Below are 19,978 nucleotides of genomic sequence, written 5' to 3'. Positions count from 1 at the left end.
CGTTTGTCACCCACAAGGGTGTAACTGGCGTACCCGAGGCGCGGCGGGTGTGCGTCACAGCGCCACCGCGGGTACCCGCACGCCCACCCGGGTCCGCGTCACGACGAGCTGGCCCTCCTGCGGGTACGCGTGCCAGGTGCGCCACCGCACCTGGCCCTCGGTCCGCTGGGCGAGCATGGCCGTGAAGGCGTGCGGGCTGCCCGGAAACGTTCCGGCCAGACCGTGCGGGTGATCGGAGACGAGCGCCAGCAGTTCCTGCGCGCGCCCGGCGAAGGAGCCCGCGCTCAGCGTCTCGACGCGGGCCGCGAACTCGTACTCCCAGCCACCGATCCGCTTGGCGACGCCCAGCGGCAGCGGGGTGCTGCTGCCGGGCATGCAGGCCACCGTCTCGGAACAGCTGCCCTGCTCCTCCTCCAGAAGCACCTGGTGGGAGGCGCCGAGCAGCCGCAGCTGCAGGGTGGCGCCGGCGAGTTCGAGGTCGAGGACGGCCAGCGCGGGGAGCGGCTCGCGCCCCAGCGCCCAGGCCAGATCGGCGGCACGGGTATCGGAATAGGCCGTATGAAGGGTCGTGAGCATGGGTCGGCTCCGCAAACACGCATGGACACATGGACAGGGGACGCCCCCGCGTCGTGCGCGTGGGAGGTGGGAAGCGCCCGATCAGGTCCAACTGGGGTCCGAGGGCTGAATGTTCTCTCCAACGAGGGAATCACGAACTACGCCGCACTCACAGCGTTTTTGCCCAACTTGCCGGGGTTTCCATCCCCCTCGGGGGGCCTTCCGCTCACCTGTTCACCGCAGACCCATGAGAGACCCCAACAAAAAGGAGCCCGGCGGGACTTGGCGCGTGCGTCGCGCCTCCCGCCGGGCCCCGAGGCATGTCTGCTGACACACCCTCGCGGGCCAACTGCCCCGTGTCAGCTGCCTCCGCCGCATCCGCCTCCACCGCAGGAGGAGCCCCCGCCGCACGACGACCCACCGCCGCAGGAGTGGCCGCCCGAGTGCCCGCCGCCGCACGAGTGCCCACCGGAGTGTCCGCCGCCGCTGTCCCCGACCCACCAGCTGCCCCCGGCGGCCGAGCCGCCCGCCGTACCGCGCCGCCTGCTGCGCGCCGGCGCACGCCCCCGCCCGCCGGGCCGCGCCGCCTTCGCGGCGAGGACCAGGACCAGCACGACCAGAAACACACCGACCAGCACACCGACCATGACCTCACGTCCTTCCTTCCCCCGAAGCGAGGCCCCCCGCTCCGCGCCCTTCCGGCGTGCAGGGGAGATGCCCCTGCCGCCGCAGGCCCAAAGCAGACTTGAGCAAGTCCAGAGCTTGCGCGCAGGATGGCGGCCATGACACACGGACGACCGCTGCTCAACCGCCGCCTCGCCGAGTTCGGCACGACGATCTTCGCGGAGATGTCCGCGCTGGCCGTCCGCACCGGAGCCATCAATCTCGGCCAGGGCTTTCCCGACACCGACGGCCCCGAGGAGATCCGCGAGGCCGCGGTGCGTGCCCTGCGCGCCGGGCAGGGAAACCAGTACCCGCCCGGCCCCGGCGTCCCCGAGCTGCGCACCGCGATCACCGGCCACCAGCAGCGGCGCTACGGCCTGGCGTACGACCCCGACACGGAGGTGCTGGTCACCGCGGGCGCCACCGAGGCCATCGCCGCCTCGCTCCTGGCGCTCCTGGAGCCCGGCGACGAGGTCATCGCGCTGGAGCCGTACTACGACTCGTACGCCGCCTGCATCGCGATGGCGGGCGCGACGCGCGTTCCCGTCACGCTGCGCCCCGACACCTCCGCCGGCACCTATCGGCTGGATCTCGACGAACTGCGCGCGGCGGTCACCCGCCGTACCCGGCTGCTGCTGATCAACACCCCGCACAACCCGACCGGCACGGTGCTGAGCCGCGAGGAACTGGGCGCCATCGCGGAACTGGCCTGCGAGCACGACCTGCTCGTCGTCACCGACGAGGTCTACGAGCACCTGGTCTTCGAGGGCGAGCACCTGCCGCTGGCGGGCTTCCCCGGCATGCGCGAGCGCACGGTCACCATCTCTTCGGCCGGCAAGACGTTCTCGTACACCGGCTGGAAGATCGGCTGGGTCACCGGCAGCGCCGAGCTGGTGACGGCGGTGCGCTCGGCGAAGCAGTACCTGACGTACGTCTCCGGCGGCCCCCTCCAGTACGCCGTCGCCGAGGCGCTGCGGCTGCCCGACAGCTTCTACGAGGAGCTGCGCGCGGACCTGCACGCCAAGCGGGACCTGCTCTGCGCGGGCCTCGCCGAGGCCGGTTTCGCGGTCTACCGCCCGGCCGGCACGTACTTCGTCACCACCGACATCCGCCCGCTCGACGCGACCGGCGACGGCATCGCGTTCTGCCGGGCCCTGCCGGAACGCTGCGGAGTGGTGGCGGTCCCCAACGCCGTCTTCTACGACCACCGCGACCAGGGCGCCCCCTTCGTCCGCTTCACGTTCTGCAAACGTACGGACGTGCTCCAGGAGGCCGTTTCCCGGCTGAAGCGGCTCTGACACATGAAGAGGCCCGGCGCGGGTTCCCCCGGCCGGGCCTCTTCATGCGATGCGTGCGGAGCGGACTCAGGCGTCCGGAGCCTCCGAGCCGTCCTCGGCCTTCTGCTCGGCCGGGGCCAGGCCCAGGCGCTCCAGCAGCCACTTGTCGAACTCGATGGAGGCGCGCACCCAGCTGACCGTCGAGGAGACGAAGTGCTCCAGGGAGACGCCGGTGCCGATGAGCATCTGCGCCTCACCGATCAGGCGGACCGAGGGGCCGCCCTCCTCGCCCTCCTCGGGCTCGTGGGTGTGCGTGTAGACCTTGGGCCACAGGGTGCGGCGGTTCCAGTCGTCGATCGCGTCGAGGAGGACCGGGCGCTGGTCCGTGGCGTGCGGGCGGTCGTAGAACGTACGGACCGAGAAGACCTGCTGCTCGCCCTCGCCGCGGAACATGAAGTACGTGCGGAATTCCTCCCACGGCGCGGCGAGGTCGCCCTCGTCGTCGACGACGTACTTCAGCTCCATCTGGTCCAGCAGCTGCTTGACGAGGTCCTGGTCAGGGACGACGGGGCCCTCCGGTCCTGCCGCCTGCGGTTCGGGCTGAGCCCCGAAGTTAGGAATCGAGGACGGATCGATGCTCACCGTTATTTCCCTTCGTGCGGTTGGCTGCCATCCTCTCTTATGCCGGGCGGGGCATGGCAAGCCCGGAAGGCCCCGATCCGCCACAAGCTGATATTCAGCCGGTGGGGAACGGGGCCGGGGCGTTCCGATTACGCCGTACGGATTCCGCTTATCGCGTCGGCGGCCGCGCTCAGCTCGCCGCTCCGACGATCAGGCCGTCCTCGAAGCGGTCCACGCGGACCGTGTCGCCGTCCCTGATCTCGCCCGCCAGGATCTCCTTCGCGAGCCGGTCGCCGATCGCCGTCTGGATGAGGCGGCGCAGCGGCCGGGCGCCGTACGCCGGGTCGTTGCCCTCCTCTGCCAGCCAGGCCAGGGCCTCCGGGGTGACCTCCAGGGTGAGCCGGCGGTCGGCCAGGCGCCTCGCGAGCCGGTCGATCTGGAGGCCCGCGATGTGCGCCAGCTCGTCGCCGGACAGGGCGGAGAAGACCACCAGGTCGTCCAGCCGGTTCAGGAACTCCGGCTTGAAGGAGGCCCGGACGACCTCCAGAACCTGGCGCTTCTTCTCTTCCGGTTTGGTCAGCGGATCGGTCAGGTACTGGCTGCCGAGGTTGGACGTCAGGATCAGGATGGTGTTCCGGAAGTCCACCGTCCGGCCCTGTCCGTCGGTGAGCCGGCCGTCGTCCAGGACCTGGAGCAGGATGTCGAAGACCTCGGGGTGGGCCTTCTCGACCTCGTCCAGCAGGACGACGGTGTACGGGCGGCGGCGGACCGCCTCGGTGAGCTGGCCGCCCTCCTCGTAACCGACGTAACCGGGCGGGGCGCCGACCAGCCGGGCGACACTGTGCTTCTCGCTGTACTCGCTCATGTCGATGCGGACCATGGCCCGCTCGTCGTCGAAGAGGAAGTCCGCGAGGGCCTTCGCCAGCTCGGTCTTGCCGACCCCGGTCGGGCCGAGGAACAGGAACGAGCCGGTCGGGCGGTCGGGGTCGGCGATGCCGGCGCGGGTGCGGCGTACCGCGTCCGAGACGGCCTGCACGGCCTCGGTCTGCCCGATCAGGCGCTTGCCCAGCTCCGACTCCATGCGCAGCAGCTTCTGCGTCTCGCCCTCCAGGAGGCGGCCGGCCGGGATGCCGGTCCAGGCGCCCACGACATCGGCGATGTCGTCCGGCCCGACCTCCTCCTTGACCAGGGTCTCCTTGGGCTCGCGGGCAGCCTCCTGCTCGGCCTCGTCGGCCTCGGCCAGCTCGCGTTCCAGGCCGGGGATCTCCCCGTACAGCAGCTTCGACGCGGTGTCGAAGTCGCCGTCACGCTGGGCGCGTTCGGCCTGGCCGCGCAGGTCGTCCAGGCGTTCCTTCAGCTCACCGACCCGGTTGAGGCCCTGCTTCTCCTTCTCCCAGCGGGCGTTGAGGCCGCGCAGCTCCTCCTCCTTGTCGGCGAGGTCGCGGCGCAGCTTCTCCAGGCGCTGCTTGGAGGCGGCGTCGGTCTCGTTCCTGAGGGCCAGCTCCTCCATGTGCAGCCGGTCGACGGAGCGCTGGAGCTCATCGATCTCGACGGGCGAGGAGTCGATCTCCATGCGCAGCCGGGAGGCCGCCTCGTCCACGAGGTCGATGGCCTTGTCGGGCAGGAAGCGGGAGGTGATGTAGCGGTCGGACAGGGTGGCCGCGGCGACCAGGGACGCGTCCGCGATCTGGACCTTGTGGTGAGCCTCGTAACGCCCCTTGAGGCCGCGGAGGATCGCGATGGTGTCCTCGACGGACGGCTCGGCGACCAGCACCTGCTGGAAGCGGCGCTCCAGGGCGGGGTCCTTCTCGATCCGCTCGCGGTACTCGTCCAGCGTGGTCGCGCCGACCATCCGCAGCTCGCCGCGGGCCAGCATCGGCTTGAGCATGTTCCCCGCGTCCATCGCGGAGTCGCCGCCGGCGCCCGCGCCCACGACGGTGTGCAGCTCGTCGATGAACGTGATGATCTGGCCGTCGCTCTCCTTGATCTCGGAGAGGACGGTCTTCAGGCGCTCCTCGAACTCGCCGCGGTACTTCGCGCCCGCGACCATGGCACCCAGGTCGAGCGAGACGAGCCGTTTGTCCTTGAGGGATTCGGGAACGTCGCCCTTCACGATGCGCTGGGCGAGCCCCTCGACCACGGCGGTCTTGCCGACGCCCGGCTCACCGATGAGCACCGGGTTGTTCTTGGTGCGCCGCGAGAGCACCTGGACGACGCGGCGGATCTCCTGGTCCCGGCCGATGACCGGGTCGAGCTTGCCCTCGCGCGCGGCGGCGGTGAAGTCCGTGCCGAATTTCTCCAGGGCCTTGTACTGGCCCTCCGGGTCGGGAGTGGTCACCCGGCGCCCTCCCCTGCTCTTCTCGAACGCGTCCAGCAGCTTCTTCGCACTGGCCCCCTGCCCGTCGAGGATCTCACCGGCACGGCCGCCCTTCGCGGCGATCCCGATCAGCAGGTGCTCGGTGGAGACGAAGTCGTCGCCCAGCTCCTGGGCGCGCTGCGCGGCGTCCGCGATGACGGCCAGCAGCTCGCGGTTGGGCTGGGGCGGGGCGACGGTCGACCCGGTCACGCTGGGCTGCGCGGCCAGGAGCCGTTCCGTCTCGGTGCGTACGGCGATCTGGTCGGCCTCGACGGCGGCCAGCAGATCGACCAGATTCTCGTTGTCCTCGCCCGAGAGCAGCGCAAGCAGCAGATGCCCCGGGGTCAGATCGGGATGCCCGTCCTTCACGGCCCTGCTGGTGGCCGCGTTGATGGCGTCCCTGCTCCTGTTGGTCAGCTCGGCGTCCACGTGCGCTGTCTCCTCCTTGCGACGACTGGTCCGTTCCCCACTACTGACACGGTCAACGTGTACAAAGTTGAGTCTATTCCACTCAAGGCTGGGCGCGCCGAAAGTTGAGCGCATTCCACTCAAGGCGAAACGTCGCCCCGCCCCTCCTCCGAGTGAACCGGCCGTCGCGGGCACCCGCCACCGCAGGCCGCTCCCACCCGCATACGCTGGGGCCCATGGCAGTCGACGTACACCAGCCGAGCCCCGAGTACCTCGCCTTCTGGCGCGAGAGCCACGTGTGCACGCTCACCACGCCCCGGCCCGACGGCACGCCGCACGTGGTCCCGGTGTGCGTGACGTACGACCCCGAGGCCGGCCTCGCCCGGGTCATCACCAACAAGCACAGCCGCAAGGTGGCCAACATCCTGGCCGCGGGCCCGGACGGCGCCCGGGTCGCGGCGTGCCAGGTGCACAGGCGCCGCTGGGCGACCCTGGAGGGCGTGGCCCGGATCAGCACGGACCCGGAGCGGGTCGCGGAGGCCGTACGCCGCCACACGGAGCGCTACGACCGGGTGCCCTCGCCCAACCCGGACCGGGTCGTCATCGAGATCACCCTGGACCGGGCGCTCGGCCGCGGCTGAGGGCGCCGCCCGCCGGCACAGCACAACGGCGCCACCGTGTTCAGGTCACGGTGGCGCCGTTGTGTGGGGGAAGTGACTGAGCGACGTGGAACGACGGGGGATCGCTCAGGCACTGTGGGGGGTGGCGGCAATGGTTTCTGGTTCGAACAGCTGATGGTCACGCTGTGCGAGATTCACGAAGATCATGTCGTACCGGATGGCACAGCGCACCGGCTGCGGCGCACCCCTCGGCTTGCGGAGGCACCGGTAGGCGCGGACTTCACCGTCGTCCTCGCGGGCGACGACGACCGGGTCGCCGAACAGAGTGACCATCAACGAGTCGCCACGGTGGGGCAGTGCCGTGACGAGATCGATGAAATGCCACCCTGACCGGTAGGCGGTCGCCATCTCACGCCGGAAGGTCCGGTCGTCCGGGGGAGTGGTCATGCGTCTGCGGCCTTACGTGCGGGCGACACGTCCCACGACACGTCCGCCGTTCCGAGCTTGGCCGCCGATGTGTTGTTCCAGGACACATCGCCTCCGCCAGAACCCGAAACATTCGTCTGAGTCGCCACGGCAAACGCCGTAGCAGCAAAGGCGACGGCGAGAACCGAGCGAAGCAATTTGTTGTACATGGTCGGCTTCGTCCTCACTTGGTAGTCCCTCTCCCCCGGCTCTACCAAGACCATGTCGCAAGGGAGCACGTCCAGGCCACAGAAGCGATGCATCATGTTCCTGTACGTTCAGGACCCTGGGGGGCGGAGATTTGCTCACAACAAGCGTGAAACCTACGCATCCTCACCTCATCACGGAACTCTGCGACGAGGGGGCCCGGCTGTACGGCAGCGCCCTGGGTGCCGGCCGCATCGCCCGCTCGGAAACGGGCCCGGCGCCCTGCCTCCTGGAGTTCGGGCTCCTGCGCCCCGACCCGGACGACGCGAGTTGGCTGCGGCCAGTTCCGCCTTCGGCCGTACTCGCCCAGCGCCTGCAGCCCCTGGAGCGTGAAATCCGTGACCGGCGACGCACGACGATCGAACTGACCGATACATTCGAGCCGTTTATGGCGATCAGCACGCAGCCCGCGGCGACCACGCACGCGATCACCGTGCTGGAGGGGCTCCAGGCGATCAACGCGACGCTGGACGTCGCCACCGCCCAGTGCACCAAGGAGATCCTGACGATCCAGCCGGGCGGGGTCCGGAACCCCGACGTGCTCACCCAGTCACTGGAGCGCGTGGAGGGTCCGCTCAGCCGCGGCGTACGACTGCGGACTCTCTACCAGCACACGGCTCGTCACGGCGCAGGCGTCTTCGCCTACCTGGAACGCCTCCACGCGGGAAACGTCGAAATCAGGACACTCGAAGAGCTGATCGACCGCATGATCATCTTCGACCGCTCCATGGCCGTCATACCGGCGCGCCGCGACAGGCAAGTGGCCCTCGAACTGCGCCATCCGGGACTTGTCGAGTACCTGGTCTCCGTGTTCGACCAGTTCTGGCAGTTGGCCACCCCACTCGGCGAAGAGGCCCCGTACACTCCGCCGAACGACGGGATCACCGGCGTCCAGCGGTCCATAGCGAAACTCCTGGTCGAGGGTTACGTCGACGAGGCGATCGCCCGTCGTCTGGGCATGAACGTACGCACCTGCCGCGCCCACGTCGCCAAGCTCAGCGCCGCACTCGGCAGCACCAGCCGTGCCCAACTCGGTTATCTGATCGCCCGGTCAGGAATCCTGGACCAGGATTCCTGACCGGCCGGCCCCAAAGATCCCCACCCCCCGGGCCGGACGGGCGTGCCACGCAATGGGGGAGAGCATGGCCACGCCCTAGATCAGCCGGGGGAGTTCCCGGCTCCCCCGACACCTCCACACTGGCCCGGGAACTAGGCTGGCACCACCGTCATCTTGCTGCATTGCCAAAAGAGGGGGGTCACGAATGGGCAAGGACGAGGGCATATCGCACCAGCCACACGGTGATCTGGAGCTGTGCGAGGCCGGTGTCAGGACGTACACCGAAGCACTCAAGGTGGGTCGGCTCCCCCGCTCCGCGCTCGAACCCGTTCCTTGCCTCACCGAGTTGGCGCTTGTCCATCCCGACCCGCAGGATGATGGCTGGATCCGGCCGGTGCCACCGTCCTCGGCTCTCGCTCATCTACTCCAGCCCGTCACCCGGGAAATACACGAACGCATCCGGCTCTCCGCCGCCCTGGCCGACTCCCTGGCACCCCTGGCCTCCGTCGCCAGCACCGACCCCAACCTCGCCATCACCGTCCTTGAAGGCATGCCACTGATCGAGGCCGCCATCCAGAACGCCACGGACGGCGCGCAGGACGAGATCCTCACCCTGCAGCCCAGCGGCAACAGGCCCGTGGACCAGCTCAAGAAGGCGCTGGCCCTCGCGCTCGACGTGGCCGAGCGAGGCGTGACGCTCCGCCACATCTACCAGCACCCCGCCCGCTACAGCCCGGCCATCAAGGCGTACGTGGACGATATGCCGTCGGGCTTCATCCAGGTGCGCACCATCGAGCAGACGGTCGAGCGTCTCTTCGTCTTCGATCGCACCGTCGCGTTCATCCCCGCCAGTCCACGACGCGACACCGCCCTGGAGATCCGCCACCCCGCCCTCGTGCGCTACCTGATCCAGGTGTACGAGGTGCTGTGGGCCCAGGCCAAGCCGCTGACCTCTCCCCTCCAGGCCCCCGCGCACGACACCCCGATCACCGCCACCCAGCTGAGCGTCGCGCGCCTCCTCGTCGAGGGGAACGCCGACCAGATCGTGGCCCGCAAACTGGCCATCAGCGTCCGCACCTGTCGCGCCCACATCGCCAAGCTGATGCACGCCCTCGGCGCCACCAGCCGCACCCATCTCGGCGCCCTGCTCGTCCAGTCCGGCGTCGTGGAGGCCACCGAGGACGGCACCGGGGAGGACACCGCGGAAGGCGCCGGGGAATGAACGTTTCGGCGACGCACCCCCACAGCGATCGGGAGCTCTGCGAAGCCGCCCTCGCCCTCTACGGGGACGCCCTCGCCGCCGGCCGCATCGCCCGCAGCGCCGCGGAGCCCGCCCCCTGCCTCACCGCACTCGGCCTGCTCCTCCCCGACCCGCAGGACGAGGCGTGGCTGCGCCCCGTGCCGCCGTCCGCGGTCCTGGGGCAACTGCTCAGCCCCCTCAGCCGCGAGATCGACGCACGGCTCCGGCTGACCACCGCGCTGACCCGGTCCCTGCTGCCGTTGCTCGCGGGCGCCGACGAGGACCCGAACCATTCGATCACCGTGATCGAAGGGCCCGACCGGATCCGCGCGGCGCTCCGCGACGCCTCGCAGTCGGCCCGGGAGGAGGTCCTGACCGCCCAGCCCGGCGGCAACCGCCTGGTCCACAACATGCGCCAGGGCCGGACGAACGCGGAGTTCGTCCTCGCATCGGGCGGCCGGCTCCGGCACCTCTACCAGCACTCGGCGCGCTACAGCCCCCGGCTCAAGGAGTACCTGGCGAAGATCCCGTCCGGCCGCCTCCAGATCCGCACCATGGAGCAGAGCGTGGGCCGCATGCTCGTCTTCGACCGGGCCGTCGCCTACCTCCCCGCCGACCCCGACGGCAACGCCGCCCTGGAGATCCGCCACCCCGCCCTCGTCCGCTACCTGGCCGGCATCTACGAAACGCTGTGGGCCGGAGCCACCCCCTTCACCGAACACCTCCCCACCGCACTCCCCGGCGCCCCCGTCACCGCCGTCCAGCAAAGCATCGCCCGCCTCCTCATCGACGGCTGCACCGACCAAACCGCCGCCGAAAAACTCGGCATCAGCGTCCGCACCTGCCGTGCCCACATCGCCAAGCTCATGCACACGCTCAACGCCACCAGCCGCACCCACCTCGGCGCCCTCCTCATACAGTCACGCCTCGCGGAACCCACCCGATGACCCAGCCCACCGAACACCGCCACAGCGGACACGCGCTGTGCGACGAAGCGGTGGACCTCTACACGCAGGCCCTGGCCCAGGGCCGCATCGCCCGGGCCACCGCCCGTGAGGTGCCCTGTCTCGCCGAGCACGCCCTGCTCACCGCCGACCCGCGCGACAACGCGTGGCTGCGGCCCGTACCGCCCACGTCCGCCCTGGCCCGGCTGCTGCATCCGCTGGCCCGGGACATCCTGGACCAAGTGCGTACCGCCGACCTCCTGGCCAGGACCCTTGACACGCTGAGCGCACTCGCCGACGAGCCCGCGGATCTCGCCATCAGGGTCGTCGCCGGGCAGTCCGCCATCCAGGCGGCCATCGACGCCTCCCTGCGCGAGGCGAACGACGAAGTCCTCACCGTCCAGCCCGGCAGCACCCGCTCGCCGGAGATCATCCGGGTGGCCCTGGCCAGCACGCTGCCGGTCGTCAGGCGGAACGTCCGGCTGCGCCACATCTACCAGCACTCGGCACGCTACGGTTCCGGGCTCAAGGGGTATCTGGCCCAACTGCCCGACGACCTGCTCCAGGTCCGCACGATGGAGCGCGCGACCGACCGCCTGATGATCTTCGACCGCAAGGTCGCCTACCTCCCGGCCAACCCCGACCGCAGCGCCGCCCTGGAGATCCGCCACCCCGGCCTCGTCCGCTACCTGGCGCAGCTGTACGACGTACTCTGGGCCCACGCCACACCCTTCGGCGACTCGCTCCCCGCCGCCACCCCCGGCGCCCCCGTCACGGCCGTCCAACAGAGCATCGCCCGCCTCCTCATCGACGGCTGCACCGACCAAACCGCCGCCGAAAAACTCGGCATCAGCGTCCGCACCTGCCGCGCCCACATCGCCAAGTTGATGCACACGCTCAACGCCACCAGCCGCACCCACCTCGGCGCCCTGCTCGTCCAGTCCCGCCTCGCGGAGCCCACCCGATGACCCTGCCCACCGAACACCGCCACGGCGAAGGCGAGCTGTGCGACGAAGCGGTCGGCCTCTACACGCAGGCGCTCACCCAGGGCAGCATCGCCCGGTCCGCCGCCGCGCACGTCCCCTGCGTCGCCGACGGCGCCCTGCTCGTCCCCGACCCGCACGACAGCCTCCGGTTGCGCCCCGTACCGCCCACCGCCGGGCTGGCGCACCTGCTGCATCCGCTGGCCCGCCAAGTCCTCGACCAGGTACGCGCGATCGACCTGCTGGCGAAGTCCCTCGTCCCCCTCACCTCGGCGGACCAGGAGCCCATCTCCCTCGCCACGCTCCACGGGCTGTCGACCATCCAGGCGTCCATCAACGGCTCCGCCCGCGAGGTCCGGGACGAGATCCTGACCATCCAGCCCGGCAGCACCCGTACACCGGAACAGCTCCAGATCGCACTGTCAGGGACATTGCCCACGGTCGCGCGGGGCGTCCGCGTCCGGCACATCTACCAGCACTCCGCGCGCTACAGCACCGGCCTCAAGGCCTACGTGGCCCAACTGCCCAGCGGACTCCTGGAGGTCCGCACCGTGGAGCGGGCCATCGACCGCCTCATCATCTTCGACCGGGCCGTCGCCTACCTCCCCGCCGACCCCGACGGCAACGCCGCCCTGGAGATCCGCCACCCCGCCCTCGTCCGCTACCTCGCGGGCATCTACGAAACGCTGTGGGCCGGAGCCACCCCCTTCACCGAACACCTCCCCACCGCACTCCCCGGCGCTCCCGTCACCGCCGTCCAGCAAAGCATCGCCCGCCTCCTCATCGACGGCTGCACCGACCAGACCGCAGCCGAAAAACTCGGCATCAGCGTCCGCACCTGCCGCGCCCACATCGCCAAACTCATGCACACCCTCAACGCCACCAGCCGCACCCACCTCGGCGCCCTCCTCATCCGCTCCGGCCTCGCGGAGGGCCCCGCCGGTCCCGTACCGCCGGAATACGCGAAACGGCCCGCCACGCCCGGAAATCCGGGGTGACGGGCCGCCTCTGGGCGCGGGGTCAGTCCTTGGGGCGCTTGGGGCGCCAGACCACCAGGGCGCTGGTCTGCTGCACGTCCTGGTAGGGGACCAGGTCGCGCCGGTACGACGCGTGGACCTGGGCCTCGCGCTGTTGCATGGCCGCCGCGGCTCCGTCCACGGCCGCCGAGAGTTCGGCGACGCGCTGCTGGAGCGCCGCGACCTGGTTCTCCAGCTCGATGATGCGCTTGATACCGGCGAGGTTGATGCCCTCGTCCTGCGACAGCTGCTGCACCGTACGCAGCAGCTCGATGTCGCGGGCCGAGTAGCGCCGGCCGCGTCCGGCCGTGCGGTCGGGCGAGACCAGGCCGAGGCGATCGTACTGGCGCAGTGTCTGCGGATGCAGGCCCGAGAGCTGGGCCGCGATCGAGATCACGTACACCGGGGACTCGTCGGTCAGTTCGTAAGGATTACGCCGTCGGCCGTCCACCTCAAGCTCCCTTCGCCGCCTGGAACAGCTCCGCCCTCGGGTCATGCCCCGCGGTCGCCTTGCGGTATGCCTCCAGCGCGTCCCTGGCCTCGGTGCCGAGGTCGGTGGGCACGGTCACCTCGACGGTGACCAGGAGGTCGCCCCGGGTGCCGTCCTTGCGGACCGCGCCCTTGCCACGGGCCCGCATCGTACGCCCATTCGGCGTACCGGCCGGTAGCTTGAGGGTCACGGAGGGGCCGCCGAGCGTCGGCACCTTCACCTCGCCGCCGAGCGCCGCCTCCGTGAAGGTGACGGGCACCGTGACGGTGAGGTTGTCGCCCTTGCGGCCGAAGACCGGGTGGGCATCGACGTGGACCACGACGTACAGATCGCCGGCCGGTCCGCCGCGCTCGCCCGGGGCGCCCTTGCCGCGCAGCCGGATGCGCTGCCCGTCCGAGACGCCCGCCGGGATGCGCACCTGCATGGTCTTCGAGGAGCGAGCCCGGCCGCTGCCCTTGCAGACGTCGCAGGGGTCCTGGGCGATGAGGCCGCGGCCCTTGCAGTCCACGCACGGGTCGGTGAGCGAGAAGCCGCCGCCGCTGCCGCGCGAGACCTGACCGGTGCCGACACAGGTCGGGCAGACCCTGGGCGTGCCGTTCTTGTCACCGGTGCCGGAGCACGCCTTGCAGGGCGCCTGGCTGGACATCCGGAGCGGGACCGTGGCCCCGTCCACCGCCTCGGTGAAGCTGAGCGTCACCTCGGACTCGATGTCCTGGCCGCGCCGCGGCTGCACCCTCGTACCGGCGCCGCCGCCGCGGTTGAAGAGGCCGCCGAACACGTCGCCGAGGCCGCCGCCGCCGAAACCGCCGGCGCCGCCCTGGCTGCCGCCCTGGGCGCCTCCGAAGAGGTCCCCCAGGTCGAAGTTGAAGTTGCCCTGGGCGCCGCCGGGCCCGGCGCGGAAGCCGCCGTTGCCGAAGAGGGCGCGCGCCTCGTCGTACTCCTTGCGCCTCTTGGCGTCACCGAGGACGTCATTCGCCTCGGAGATCTCCTTGAAGCGCTCCTCCGCCTTGTCGTCGCCCTTGTTGGCGTCCGGGTGGAACTCGCGGGCGAGCTTCCGGTACGCCTTCTTGATCTCGGCGTCGGTGGCGTCCTTGGGGACGCCGAGAACCTTGTAGTAGTCCTTCTCGACGAAGTCCTTCGTACTCATCGACGTCCCTCCTTCCGGACGACCGGCCGGAAGCCCCCCGTCCGGTCGGCGCCGGGCCCGTAGGCCCTGGCACCGACCGGACGCGAGGCCCTGGTGGCCGGGCGGTGTGCTGCCAGGTGATCGGACAGGATGTCAGACCTCCTCGCCGCCACCGCTCTCCTCGTCGTCTGCCTTCTCTTCCTTCGCGGCCGCGGGAGCCGCCCCCGGCTGGGGTTCGGCGACCGCGACCCGCGCGGGGCGGATGGTGCGCTCGCCGATCCGGTAGCCGGGCTGCAGGATCGCCACGCAGGTCGTCTCCGTGACGTCCGGCGCGTAGCTGTGCATCAGGGCCTCGTGGACCGTCGGGTCGAAGGGCTCGCCCTCCTTGCCGAACTGCTGGAGGCCCAGCTTCGCGACGACCGTCTCCAGCGATTCGGCCACCGACTTGAACCCGCCCACGAGCTCGCCGTGCTCCCGGGCCCGGCCGACGTCGTCCAGGACGGGCAGCAGCTCGGACAGGAGGTTCGCGACGGCGATCTCCTTGACCGTGACCCGGTCCCGCTCCACCCGGCGGCGGTAGTTCTGGTACTCGGCCTGAAGTCGCTGGAGGTCGCCGGTGCGCTCGCTGAGCGCCGTGCGGACCTGGTCCAGCTGCGCGGTCAGGGCCGTGTTCTCGTTCGCGTCCCCGGCCGGGGCCGCCGCCTCCTCCTCGGAGGGGGTGGCGGCCTTCGGCTCGGCGTCGTCAGAGGTGGCGCCGGAGGGGACGTCGGGCTTCTCCTCGAAGCCCGGAGTCTCCTCGGTCACGCCGCACCGCCCTTGGAGTCCTTCTCGTCGTCCACGATCTCGGCGTCGACGACATCGTCCTGGGCGTCGCCCTGGGCCTGCTCGGCACCCGGCTGCGCGTCGGCCTGCGGGCCACCCTCGGCCTGGGCGTTGGCGTACATCGCCTGGCCCAGCTTCTGGGAGACGGCCGCGACCTTCTCGGTGGCCGTGCGGATCTCGGCGGAGTCCTCGCCCTTGAGCTTCTCCTTCAGCTCGGTGACCGCGGTCTCCACCTCCGTCTTCACGTCGGCCGGGACCTTGTCCTCGTTGTCCTTGAGGAACTTCTCGGTCTGGTAGACGAGCTGCTCGCCCTGGTTGCGCGACTCGGCGGCCTCGCGGCGGGCGTGGTCCTCCTCCGCGTACTTCTCGGCCTCCTCACGCATCCGGTTGACCTCGTCCTTCGGCAGCGAGGAGCCGCCGGTGACGGTCATCTTCTGCTCCTTGCCGGTGCCGAGGTCCTTGGCCGTCACGTGCATGATGCCGTTGGCGTCGATGTCGAAGGAGACCTCGATCTGCGGGACACCGCGCGGGGCCGGCGGCAGACCGGTCAGCTCGAACATCCCGAGCTTCTTGTTGTACGCCGCGATCTCGCGCTCGCCCTGGTAGACCTGGATCTGCACGGACGGCTGGTTGTCCTCGGCCGTCGTGAAGATCTCGGACCGCTTGGTCGGGATCGTGGTGTTGCGCTCGATGAGCTTGGTCATGATGCCGCCCTTGGTCTCGATACCGAGGGACAGCGGGGTGACGTCGAGGAGCAGGACGTCCTTGACCTCGCCCTTGAGGACACCGGCCTGGAGCGAGGCGCCGATGGCGACGACCTCGTCCGGGTTCACACCCTTGTTGGCCTCCTGGCCTCCGGTCAGCTCCTTGACGAGCTCGGCGACGGCCGGCATGCGGGTGGAGCCACCGACGAGAACGACGTGGTCGATCTCGGAGAGCTGGATGCCCGCGTCCTTGATGACGTTGTGGAACGGGGTCTTGCAGCGGTCCAGGAGGTCCGCGGTGAGCTGCTGGAACTGCGAGCGCGTGAGCTTCTCGTCCAGGTGCAGCGGGCCCTCGGCCGACGCCGTGATGTACGGCAGGTTGATCGTGGTCTCCGTCGAGGAGGACAGCTCGATCTTCGCCTTCTCCGCGGCCTCGCGGAGACGCTGGAGAGCCATCTTGTCCTTGGACAGGTCCACGCCGTGGCCGTTGGCGAACTGCTTCACCAGGTAGTCGACGACGCGCTGGTCCCAGTCGTCACCACCGAGGTGGTTGTCACCGTTGGTGGCCTTGACCTCGACCACGCCGTCGCCGATCTCCAGGAGCGACACGTCGAAGGTGCCGCCACCGAGGTCGAAGACGAGGATCGTCTGGTCGTCCTTGTCGAGCCCGTACGCCAGCGCGGCGGCGGTCGGCTCGTTGACGATGCGCAGGACGTTCAGGCCCGCGATCTCGCCGGCCTCCTTGGTCGCCTGACGCTCGGAGTCGTTGAAGTACGCCGGGACGGTGATCACCGCGTCGGTGACCTTCTCGCCCAGGTAGGACTCCGCGTCGCGCTTCAGCTTCTGCAGGATGAAGGCGCTCATCTGCTGCGGGTTGAAGCTCTTGCCGTCCAGGTCGATCTTCCAGTCAGTGCCCATGTGGCGCTTGACGGAGCGGATGGTCCTGTCGACGTTGGTCACAGCCTGGCGCTTGGCGACCTCGCCGACCAGCACCTCGCCGTTCTTCGCGAAGGCGACGACGGACGGCGTGGTCCTGGCGCCCTCTGCGTTGGTGATGACGGTGGGCTCGCCGCCTTCGAGAACGCTGACGACGGAGTTAGTCGTGCCCAGGTCGATGCCGACCGCACGTGCCATTTCGATTCCTCCAACTGACTACTTGAGTGGATCTGACTCAAGGATGCACGACTCCCCTCCCGGAGTCAACAGACCTGAGTCGGCTCGACTCAACTTAGGTGCTCCCTATACGCGCCATCGGCGACACCTGGCGCCCCATGCGCCGCACAGCCCTCCCCCATCATGGCCGCATGGGATCGTTCTGTCACAAAATGCCGTGAGCAGCACAAAAGCGGCATTCGATCCGCCGAGTGCAGGCAGGTGCGAACGATGCGTACGCAGAAACAGTGGGGAGGCGGGCTCTTGCCGCGCCTCCGGCGCCCGCCCCGGCTCCCCCGCCCGAGCGCCAAACGCACCCTCGACCTGCTCCTCGGTTCGGCCCTGCTGCTCCTCGCGTCCCCTTTACTGGCGGCCGCCGCCCTGGCGCTGGCCGCACAGGGCCGCCGCGTGACGCGCCGCTCCCCGCGCACCGGCCTGCACGGCAGCCCCTTCGTCCTGTACTACCTGGACACCCGGTGGCTGAAGCTCGACGTGGTTTCGCGCCTGCACCACGTGGTACGCGGCGAGCTCTCCCTCGTCGGGCCCGCGCCGCTCGCCCCGGGCGACGCACGGAACGGCACCGGGGGCGCCCGGCACTGGCGGCAGGAGCTGAAGCCCGGGCTGACCGGTCTGGCCCAGGTGCGGCACCGGTCGGCGATGCCCTGGGACGAGGCGGACCTCCTGGACCAGCACTACGCCGAGCACCAGGGGCTGCGGCTGGACCTCGCGGTGCTCGCCGAGGCCGTACGCGTACCCCTGCGCGAGGCGGCCCACACCTTGCCGCGGCCCGGCAAGGCACGCCTGAGCGACACAGATCACCGCCTGCCCGGCTACAGCACGGCGGAATAAGTGGGTAGTGTCGGCACAGACTGATTAAGTTACTGCTTAGTAGTAGCGATACTCGTAGTCCCAGTGGTCACTGGAGACGCAGTACTCGCCCTTAGACGCTGGATCGATCCCACCTCGCAGGCCCGAGGAGCCCCCAATGCAACTCGCCGCGATCATCGTGTCGCTGGTGCTGACCGTGGTCGGCGTTGCGCTCATCGCCCGAGCCGTCGCGCAGATCTACCGGTTCGTCACGCTCGGACAGCCGGTCCCGGCCGGCAGCCGCACCGACAACCCCAAGCAGCGCACGATCACCCTGGTCAGGGAATTCCTCGGCCACACCCGGATGAACCGGTGGGGGATCGTCGGCTTCGCCCACTGGTTCGTCGCCATCGGCTTCCTGACCCTGCCGCCGACGCTGCTCCAGGCGTACGGGCAGCTGTTCAAGGCCGACTGGGTGCTGCCGATCATCGGCGAATGGCTCCCGTTCGAGCTGTACATCGAGTTCATCGGCCTGATGACGACGGTCGGCATTCTCGTGCTGATCGCCATCCGGCTGCTGAACCTCCCGTCCCGGGCGGGCCGCAAGTCCCGCTTCGCGGGCTCCAAGGCGTGGCAGGCGTACTTCGTCGAGTACGTCATCCTCATCATCGGCCTGGCGATCCTCTCCCTGCGCGGTCTCGAGGGCGCGATCCACCACGTCGACGGCTACGAGGCCGCGTACTTCGTCTCGTACCCGCTGGTCCTCGCCTTCAAGGGACTGGCCCTCGGCACCCTCCAGAACCTCATCTACTTCGTCGCGATGATCAAGATCGGCACCTCGCTGATCTGGATGATCACGGTGTCGCTGAACACCAACATGGGTGTCGCCTGGCACCGCTTCCTCGGCTTCCCGAACATCTGGTTCAAGCGGAACGCCGACGGCGCGGTGGCGCTGGGCGCCCTCCAGCCGATGACGACCGGCGGCAAGGAGATCGACTGGGAGGACCCGGCCGACGACGCCGTGTTCGGCGTCTCCCAGGTCGAGCAGTTCTCCTGGAAGGGCATCCTCGACTTCTCCACCTGCACCGAGTGCGGCCGCTGCCAGTCGCAGTGCCCCGCCTGGAACACCGGCAAGCCGCTCTCGCCGAAGCTCCTGATCATGTCCCTGCGCGACCACGCGCACGCCAAGGCCCCCTACCTGCTGGCCGGCGGCGGCAAGGACATGGAGGGCGAGGAGAAGGCCACCGAGGAGCAGCTGAAGGACGTTCCCGCGGCCGCCCTCGCGGAGGCCGAGCGCCCGCTGATCGGCACGGTCGAGGAGAACGGCGTCATCGACCCGGACGTCCTCTGGTCCTGCACCACCTGCGGTGCGTGTGTGGAGCAGTGCCCGGTCGACATCGAGCACGTCGACCACATCGTGGACATGCGCCGCTACCAGGTGATGATCGAGTCCGCGTTCCCGTCCGAGGCGGGGACCATGCTCAAGAACCTGGAGAAGAAGGGCAACCCCTGGGGGCTCGCCAAGAAGCAGCGCGTCGAGTGGACCAAGGAGGTCGACTTCGAGGTCCCGGTCGTCGGCAAGGACGTCGAGGACCTCACCGAGGTCGACTACCTCTACTGGGTCGGCTGCGCCGGTGCCCTGGAGGACCGCGCCAAGAAGACCACCAAGGCCTTCGCGGAGCTGCTGCACATCGCGGGCGTCAAGTTCGCGATCATGGGCGGCGACGAGAAGTGCACCGGAGACTCGGCCCGCCGTCTCGGCAACGAGCCGCTGTTCCAGCAGCTCGGCGCGGAGAACGTGGCGATGCTGAACATGGCGTTCGGCGAGGACGACGAGGACGACTCGACCAAGAAGGCCAAGGCCTCGAAGAAGATCGTCGCGACCTGCCCGCACTGCTTCAACACGATCGCGAACGAGTACCCGCAGCTCGGCGGCGAGTACGAGGTCATCCACCACACGCAGCTGCTCCAGCACCTCATCGACGAGGGCAAGCTGATCCCGGTGACCCCGGTCGAGGGCCTGATCACGTACCACGACCCCTGCTACCTGGGCCGTCACAACAAGATCTACACGCCCCCGCGCGAGATCATCGCGAAGGTGCCGGGTCTCCGGAACGAGGAGATGCACCGCCACAAGGAGCGCGGCTTCTGCTGCGGCGCCGGTGGTGCCCGGATGTGGATGGAGGAGCGGATCGGCAAGCGCATCAACAACGAGCGCGTGGACGAGGCCCTCTCCCTCAACCCGGACATCGTCTCGACGGCCTGCCCGTTCTGCCTGGTCATGCTGACCGACTCGGTCAACGGCAAGAAGAACGACGGCAAGGCGAAGGAGTCCGTCCAGGTCGTGGACGTCTCCCAGCTGCTGCTCGACTCCGTGAAGACCCCGGCCGACCCGGCGGGCGAGCAGGAGTCGGCGGACGAACCGGAGCCGGAACCGGCGAAGTAGCCGGGCCCGCGTCACGGCG

Annotated in this window: 17 protein-coding genes; 9 read left to right on the top strand and 8 right to left on the bottom strand. The window is 69.8% G+C overall.

What is annotated here, in order from left to right:
- Positions 1-54 precede the first annotated feature (54 nt).
- The gene (locus tag AMK18_RS21535; RefSeq protein ID WP_018102088.1) at positions 55-576 is read right to left on the bottom strand and encodes a DUF2617 family protein; all 522 of its coding nucleotides are present in this window, start codon (positions 574-576) and stop codon (positions 55-57) included.
- Between the two features lie 761 nt (positions 577-1,337).
- Between AMK18_RS21535 and AMK18_RS21525 the strand changes: the two genes are divergently transcribed.
- Positions 1,338-2,516 carry a pyridoxal phosphate-dependent aminotransferase gene (locus AMK18_RS21525; RefSeq protein WP_073863986.1) on the top strand — a complete coding sequence of 393 codons (1,179 nt, stop codon included), beginning with the start codon at positions 1,338-1,340 and terminating at the stop codon, positions 2,514-2,516.
- A gap of 66 nt (positions 2,517-2,582) precedes the next feature.
- Here the strand turns inward: AMK18_RS21525 and AMK18_RS21520 are convergent, their stop codons facing one another.
- Together AMK18_RS21520 and clpB are read right to left on the bottom strand one after the other, a co-directional pair.
- Positions 2,583-3,137 (bottom strand): YbjN domain-containing protein, encoded by a 555-nt coding sequence (locus tag AMK18_RS21520; RefSeq protein ID WP_073863985.1) that lies wholly within the window; start codon positions 3,135-3,137, stop codon positions 2,583-2,585.
- Positions 3,138-3,306: 169 nt separating this feature from the next.
- Positions 3,307-5,901 carry an ATP-dependent chaperone ClpB gene (gene clpB / locus AMK18_RS21515; protein WP_073863983.1) on the bottom strand — a complete coding sequence of 865 codons (2,595 nt, stop codon included), beginning with the start codon at positions 5,899-5,901 and terminating at the stop codon, positions 3,307-3,309.
- A gap of 215 nt (positions 5,902-6,116) precedes the next feature.
- Between clpB and AMK18_RS21510 the strand changes: the two genes are divergently transcribed.
- Positions 6,117-6,521, top strand: coding sequence for a pyridoxamine 5'-phosphate oxidase family protein (locus tag AMK18_RS21510; RefSeq protein WP_018102084.1), 405 nt, complete (start codon positions 6,117-6,119; stop codon positions 6,519-6,521).
- 105 nt (positions 6,522-6,626) lie between these two features.
- Here the strand turns inward: AMK18_RS21510 and AMK18_RS21505 are convergent, their stop codons facing one another.
- Positions 6,627-6,947: a hypothetical protein gene (locus AMK18_RS21505; protein WP_018102083.1), complete on the bottom strand. Its 321-nt coding sequence runs from the start codon at positions 6,945-6,947 to the stop codon at positions 6,627-6,629.
- Between the two features lie 334 nt (positions 6,948-7,281).
- On the opposite strand from AMK18_RS21505, the gene AMK18_RS21495 reads away from it, so the two are divergent.
- From AMK18_RS21495 to AMK18_RS21475, 5 genes are all read left to right on the top strand, one after another.
- Complete coding sequence (locus AMK18_RS21495; protein ID WP_241836611.1) at positions 7,282-8,250, top strand: helix-turn-helix transcriptional regulator; 969 nt, start codon at positions 7,282-7,284, stop codon at positions 8,248-8,250.
- A gap of 184 nt (positions 8,251-8,434) precedes the next feature.
- Complete coding sequence (locus AMK18_RS21490; RefSeq protein ID WP_073863980.1) at positions 8,435-9,451, top strand: LuxR C-terminal-related transcriptional regulator; 1,017 nt, start codon at positions 8,435-8,437, stop codon at positions 9,449-9,451.
- Positions 9,448-10,416, top strand: coding sequence for a helix-turn-helix transcriptional regulator (locus tag AMK18_RS21485; protein WP_073863979.1), 969 nt, complete (start codon positions 9,448-9,450; stop codon positions 10,414-10,416). Before AMK18_RS21490 ends, AMK18_RS21485 begins: the two co-directional genes overlap by 4 nt.
- On the top strand, positions 10,413-11,381 hold the full coding sequence (locus tag AMK18_RS21480; protein ID WP_073863977.1) for a helix-turn-helix transcriptional regulator: 969 nt from the start codon (positions 10,413-10,415) through the stop codon (positions 11,379-11,381). The genes AMK18_RS21485 and AMK18_RS21480 overlap by 4 nt, the downstream gene beginning before the upstream one ends.
- A complete protein-coding gene (locus tag AMK18_RS21475) occupies positions 11,378-12,394 on the top strand; it encodes a helix-turn-helix transcriptional regulator (RefSeq protein WP_073863975.1) in 1,017 nt (338 codons plus the stop codon). The genes AMK18_RS21480 and AMK18_RS21475 overlap by 4 nt, the downstream gene beginning before the upstream one ends.
- A 22-nt stretch (positions 12,395-12,416) precedes the next feature.
- On the opposite strand, the gene AMK18_RS21470 is transcribed toward AMK18_RS21475, so the two are convergent.
- The 4 genes from AMK18_RS21470 to dnaK all read right to left on the bottom strand — a co-directional run bounded on the left by AMK18_RS21470 (position 12,417) and on the right by dnaK (position 16,688).
- On the bottom strand, positions 12,417-12,863 hold the full coding sequence (locus tag AMK18_RS21470; RefSeq protein ID WP_018522258.1) for a heat shock protein transcriptional repressor HspR: 447 nt from the start codon (positions 12,861-12,863) through the stop codon (positions 12,417-12,419).
- Position 12,864: 1 nt separating this feature from the next.
- Positions 12,865-14,049, bottom strand: coding sequence for a molecular chaperone DnaJ (dnaJ, locus tag AMK18_RS21465; RefSeq protein ID WP_018102077.1), 1,185 nt, complete (start codon positions 14,047-14,049; stop codon positions 12,865-12,867).
- Between the two features lie 132 nt (positions 14,050-14,181).
- Entirely contained in the window at positions 14,182-14,832 is a 651-nt protein-coding gene (gene grpE, locus AMK18_RS21460) for a nucleotide exchange factor GrpE (RefSeq protein ID WP_018102076.1), read from the bottom strand.
- The gene (dnaK, locus tag AMK18_RS21455; RefSeq protein ID WP_018102075.1) at positions 14,829-16,688 is read right to left on the bottom strand and encodes a molecular chaperone DnaK; all 1,860 of its coding nucleotides are present in this window, start codon (positions 16,686-16,688) and stop codon (positions 14,829-14,831) included. Before dnaK ends, grpE begins: the two co-directional genes overlap by 4 nt.
- A 249-nt stretch (positions 16,689-16,937) precedes the next feature.
- Between dnaK and AMK18_RS21450 the strand changes: the two genes are divergently transcribed.
- Positions 16,938-17,555 carry a sugar transferase gene (locus tag AMK18_RS21450; protein ID WP_073863973.1) on the top strand — a complete coding sequence of 206 codons (618 nt, stop codon included), beginning with the start codon at positions 16,938-16,940 and terminating at the stop codon, positions 17,553-17,555.
- A 136-nt stretch (positions 17,556-17,691) separates the two neighbouring features.
- Complete coding sequence (locus tag AMK18_RS21445; protein ID WP_073863971.1) at positions 17,692-19,959, top strand: (Fe-S)-binding protein; 2,268 nt, start codon at positions 17,692-17,694, stop codon at positions 19,957-19,959.
- Positions 19,960-19,978 lie beyond the last annotated feature (19 nt).

Source organism: Streptomyces sp. CB01249 (genome assembly GCF_001905735.1).
GTDB lineage: Bacteria > Actinomycetota > Actinomycetes > Streptomycetales > Streptomycetaceae > Streptomyces.
Note: the sequence above shows the minus strand (reverse complement) of the source record. Positions and strands in the feature narration are given on the sequence as shown.

Coding starts and splice junctions, on each gene's coding strand:
- AMK18_RS21535 (WP_018102088.1), bottom strand. CDS start 576: ATGCTCACGACCCTTCATACGGCCTATTCCGATACCCGTGCCGCCGAT.
- AMK18_RS21525 (WP_073863986.1), top strand. CDS start 1,338: ATGACACACGGACGACCGCTGCTCAACCGCCGCCTCGCCGAGTTCGGC.
- AMK18_RS21510 (WP_018102084.1), top strand. CDS start 6,117: ATGGCAGTCGACGTACACCAGCCGAGCCCCGAGTACCTCGCCTTCTGG.
- AMK18_RS21505 (WP_018102083.1), bottom strand. CDS start 6,947: ATGACCACTCCCCCGGACGACCGGACCTTCCGGCGTGAGATGGCGACC.
- AMK18_RS21490 (WP_073863980.1), top strand. CDS start 8,435: ATGGGCAAGGACGAGGGCATATCGCACCAGCCACACGGTGATCTGGAG.
- AMK18_RS21485 (WP_073863979.1), top strand. CDS start 9,448: ATGAACGTTTCGGCGACGCACCCCCACAGCGATCGGGAGCTCTGCGAA.
- AMK18_RS21480 (WP_073863977.1), top strand. CDS start 10,413: ATGACCCAGCCCACCGAACACCGCCACAGCGGACACGCGCTGTGCGAC.
- AMK18_RS21475 (WP_073863975.1), top strand. CDS start 11,378: ATGACCCTGCCCACCGAACACCGCCACGGCGAAGGCGAGCTGTGCGAC.
- dnaJ (WP_018102077.1), bottom strand. CDS start 14,049: ATGAGTACGAAGGACTTCGTCGAGAAGGACTACTACAAGGTTCTCGGC.
- dnaK (WP_018102075.1), bottom strand. CDS start 16,688: ATGGCACGTGCGGTCGGCATCGACCTGGGCACGACTAACTCCGTCGTC.
- AMK18_RS21450 (WP_073863973.1), top strand. CDS start 16,938: ATGCGTACGCAGAAACAGTGGGGAGGCGGGCTCTTGCCGCGCCTCCGG.
- AMK18_RS21445 (WP_073863971.1), top strand. CDS start 17,692: ATGCAACTCGCCGCGATCATCGTGTCGCTGGTGCTGACCGTGGTCGGC.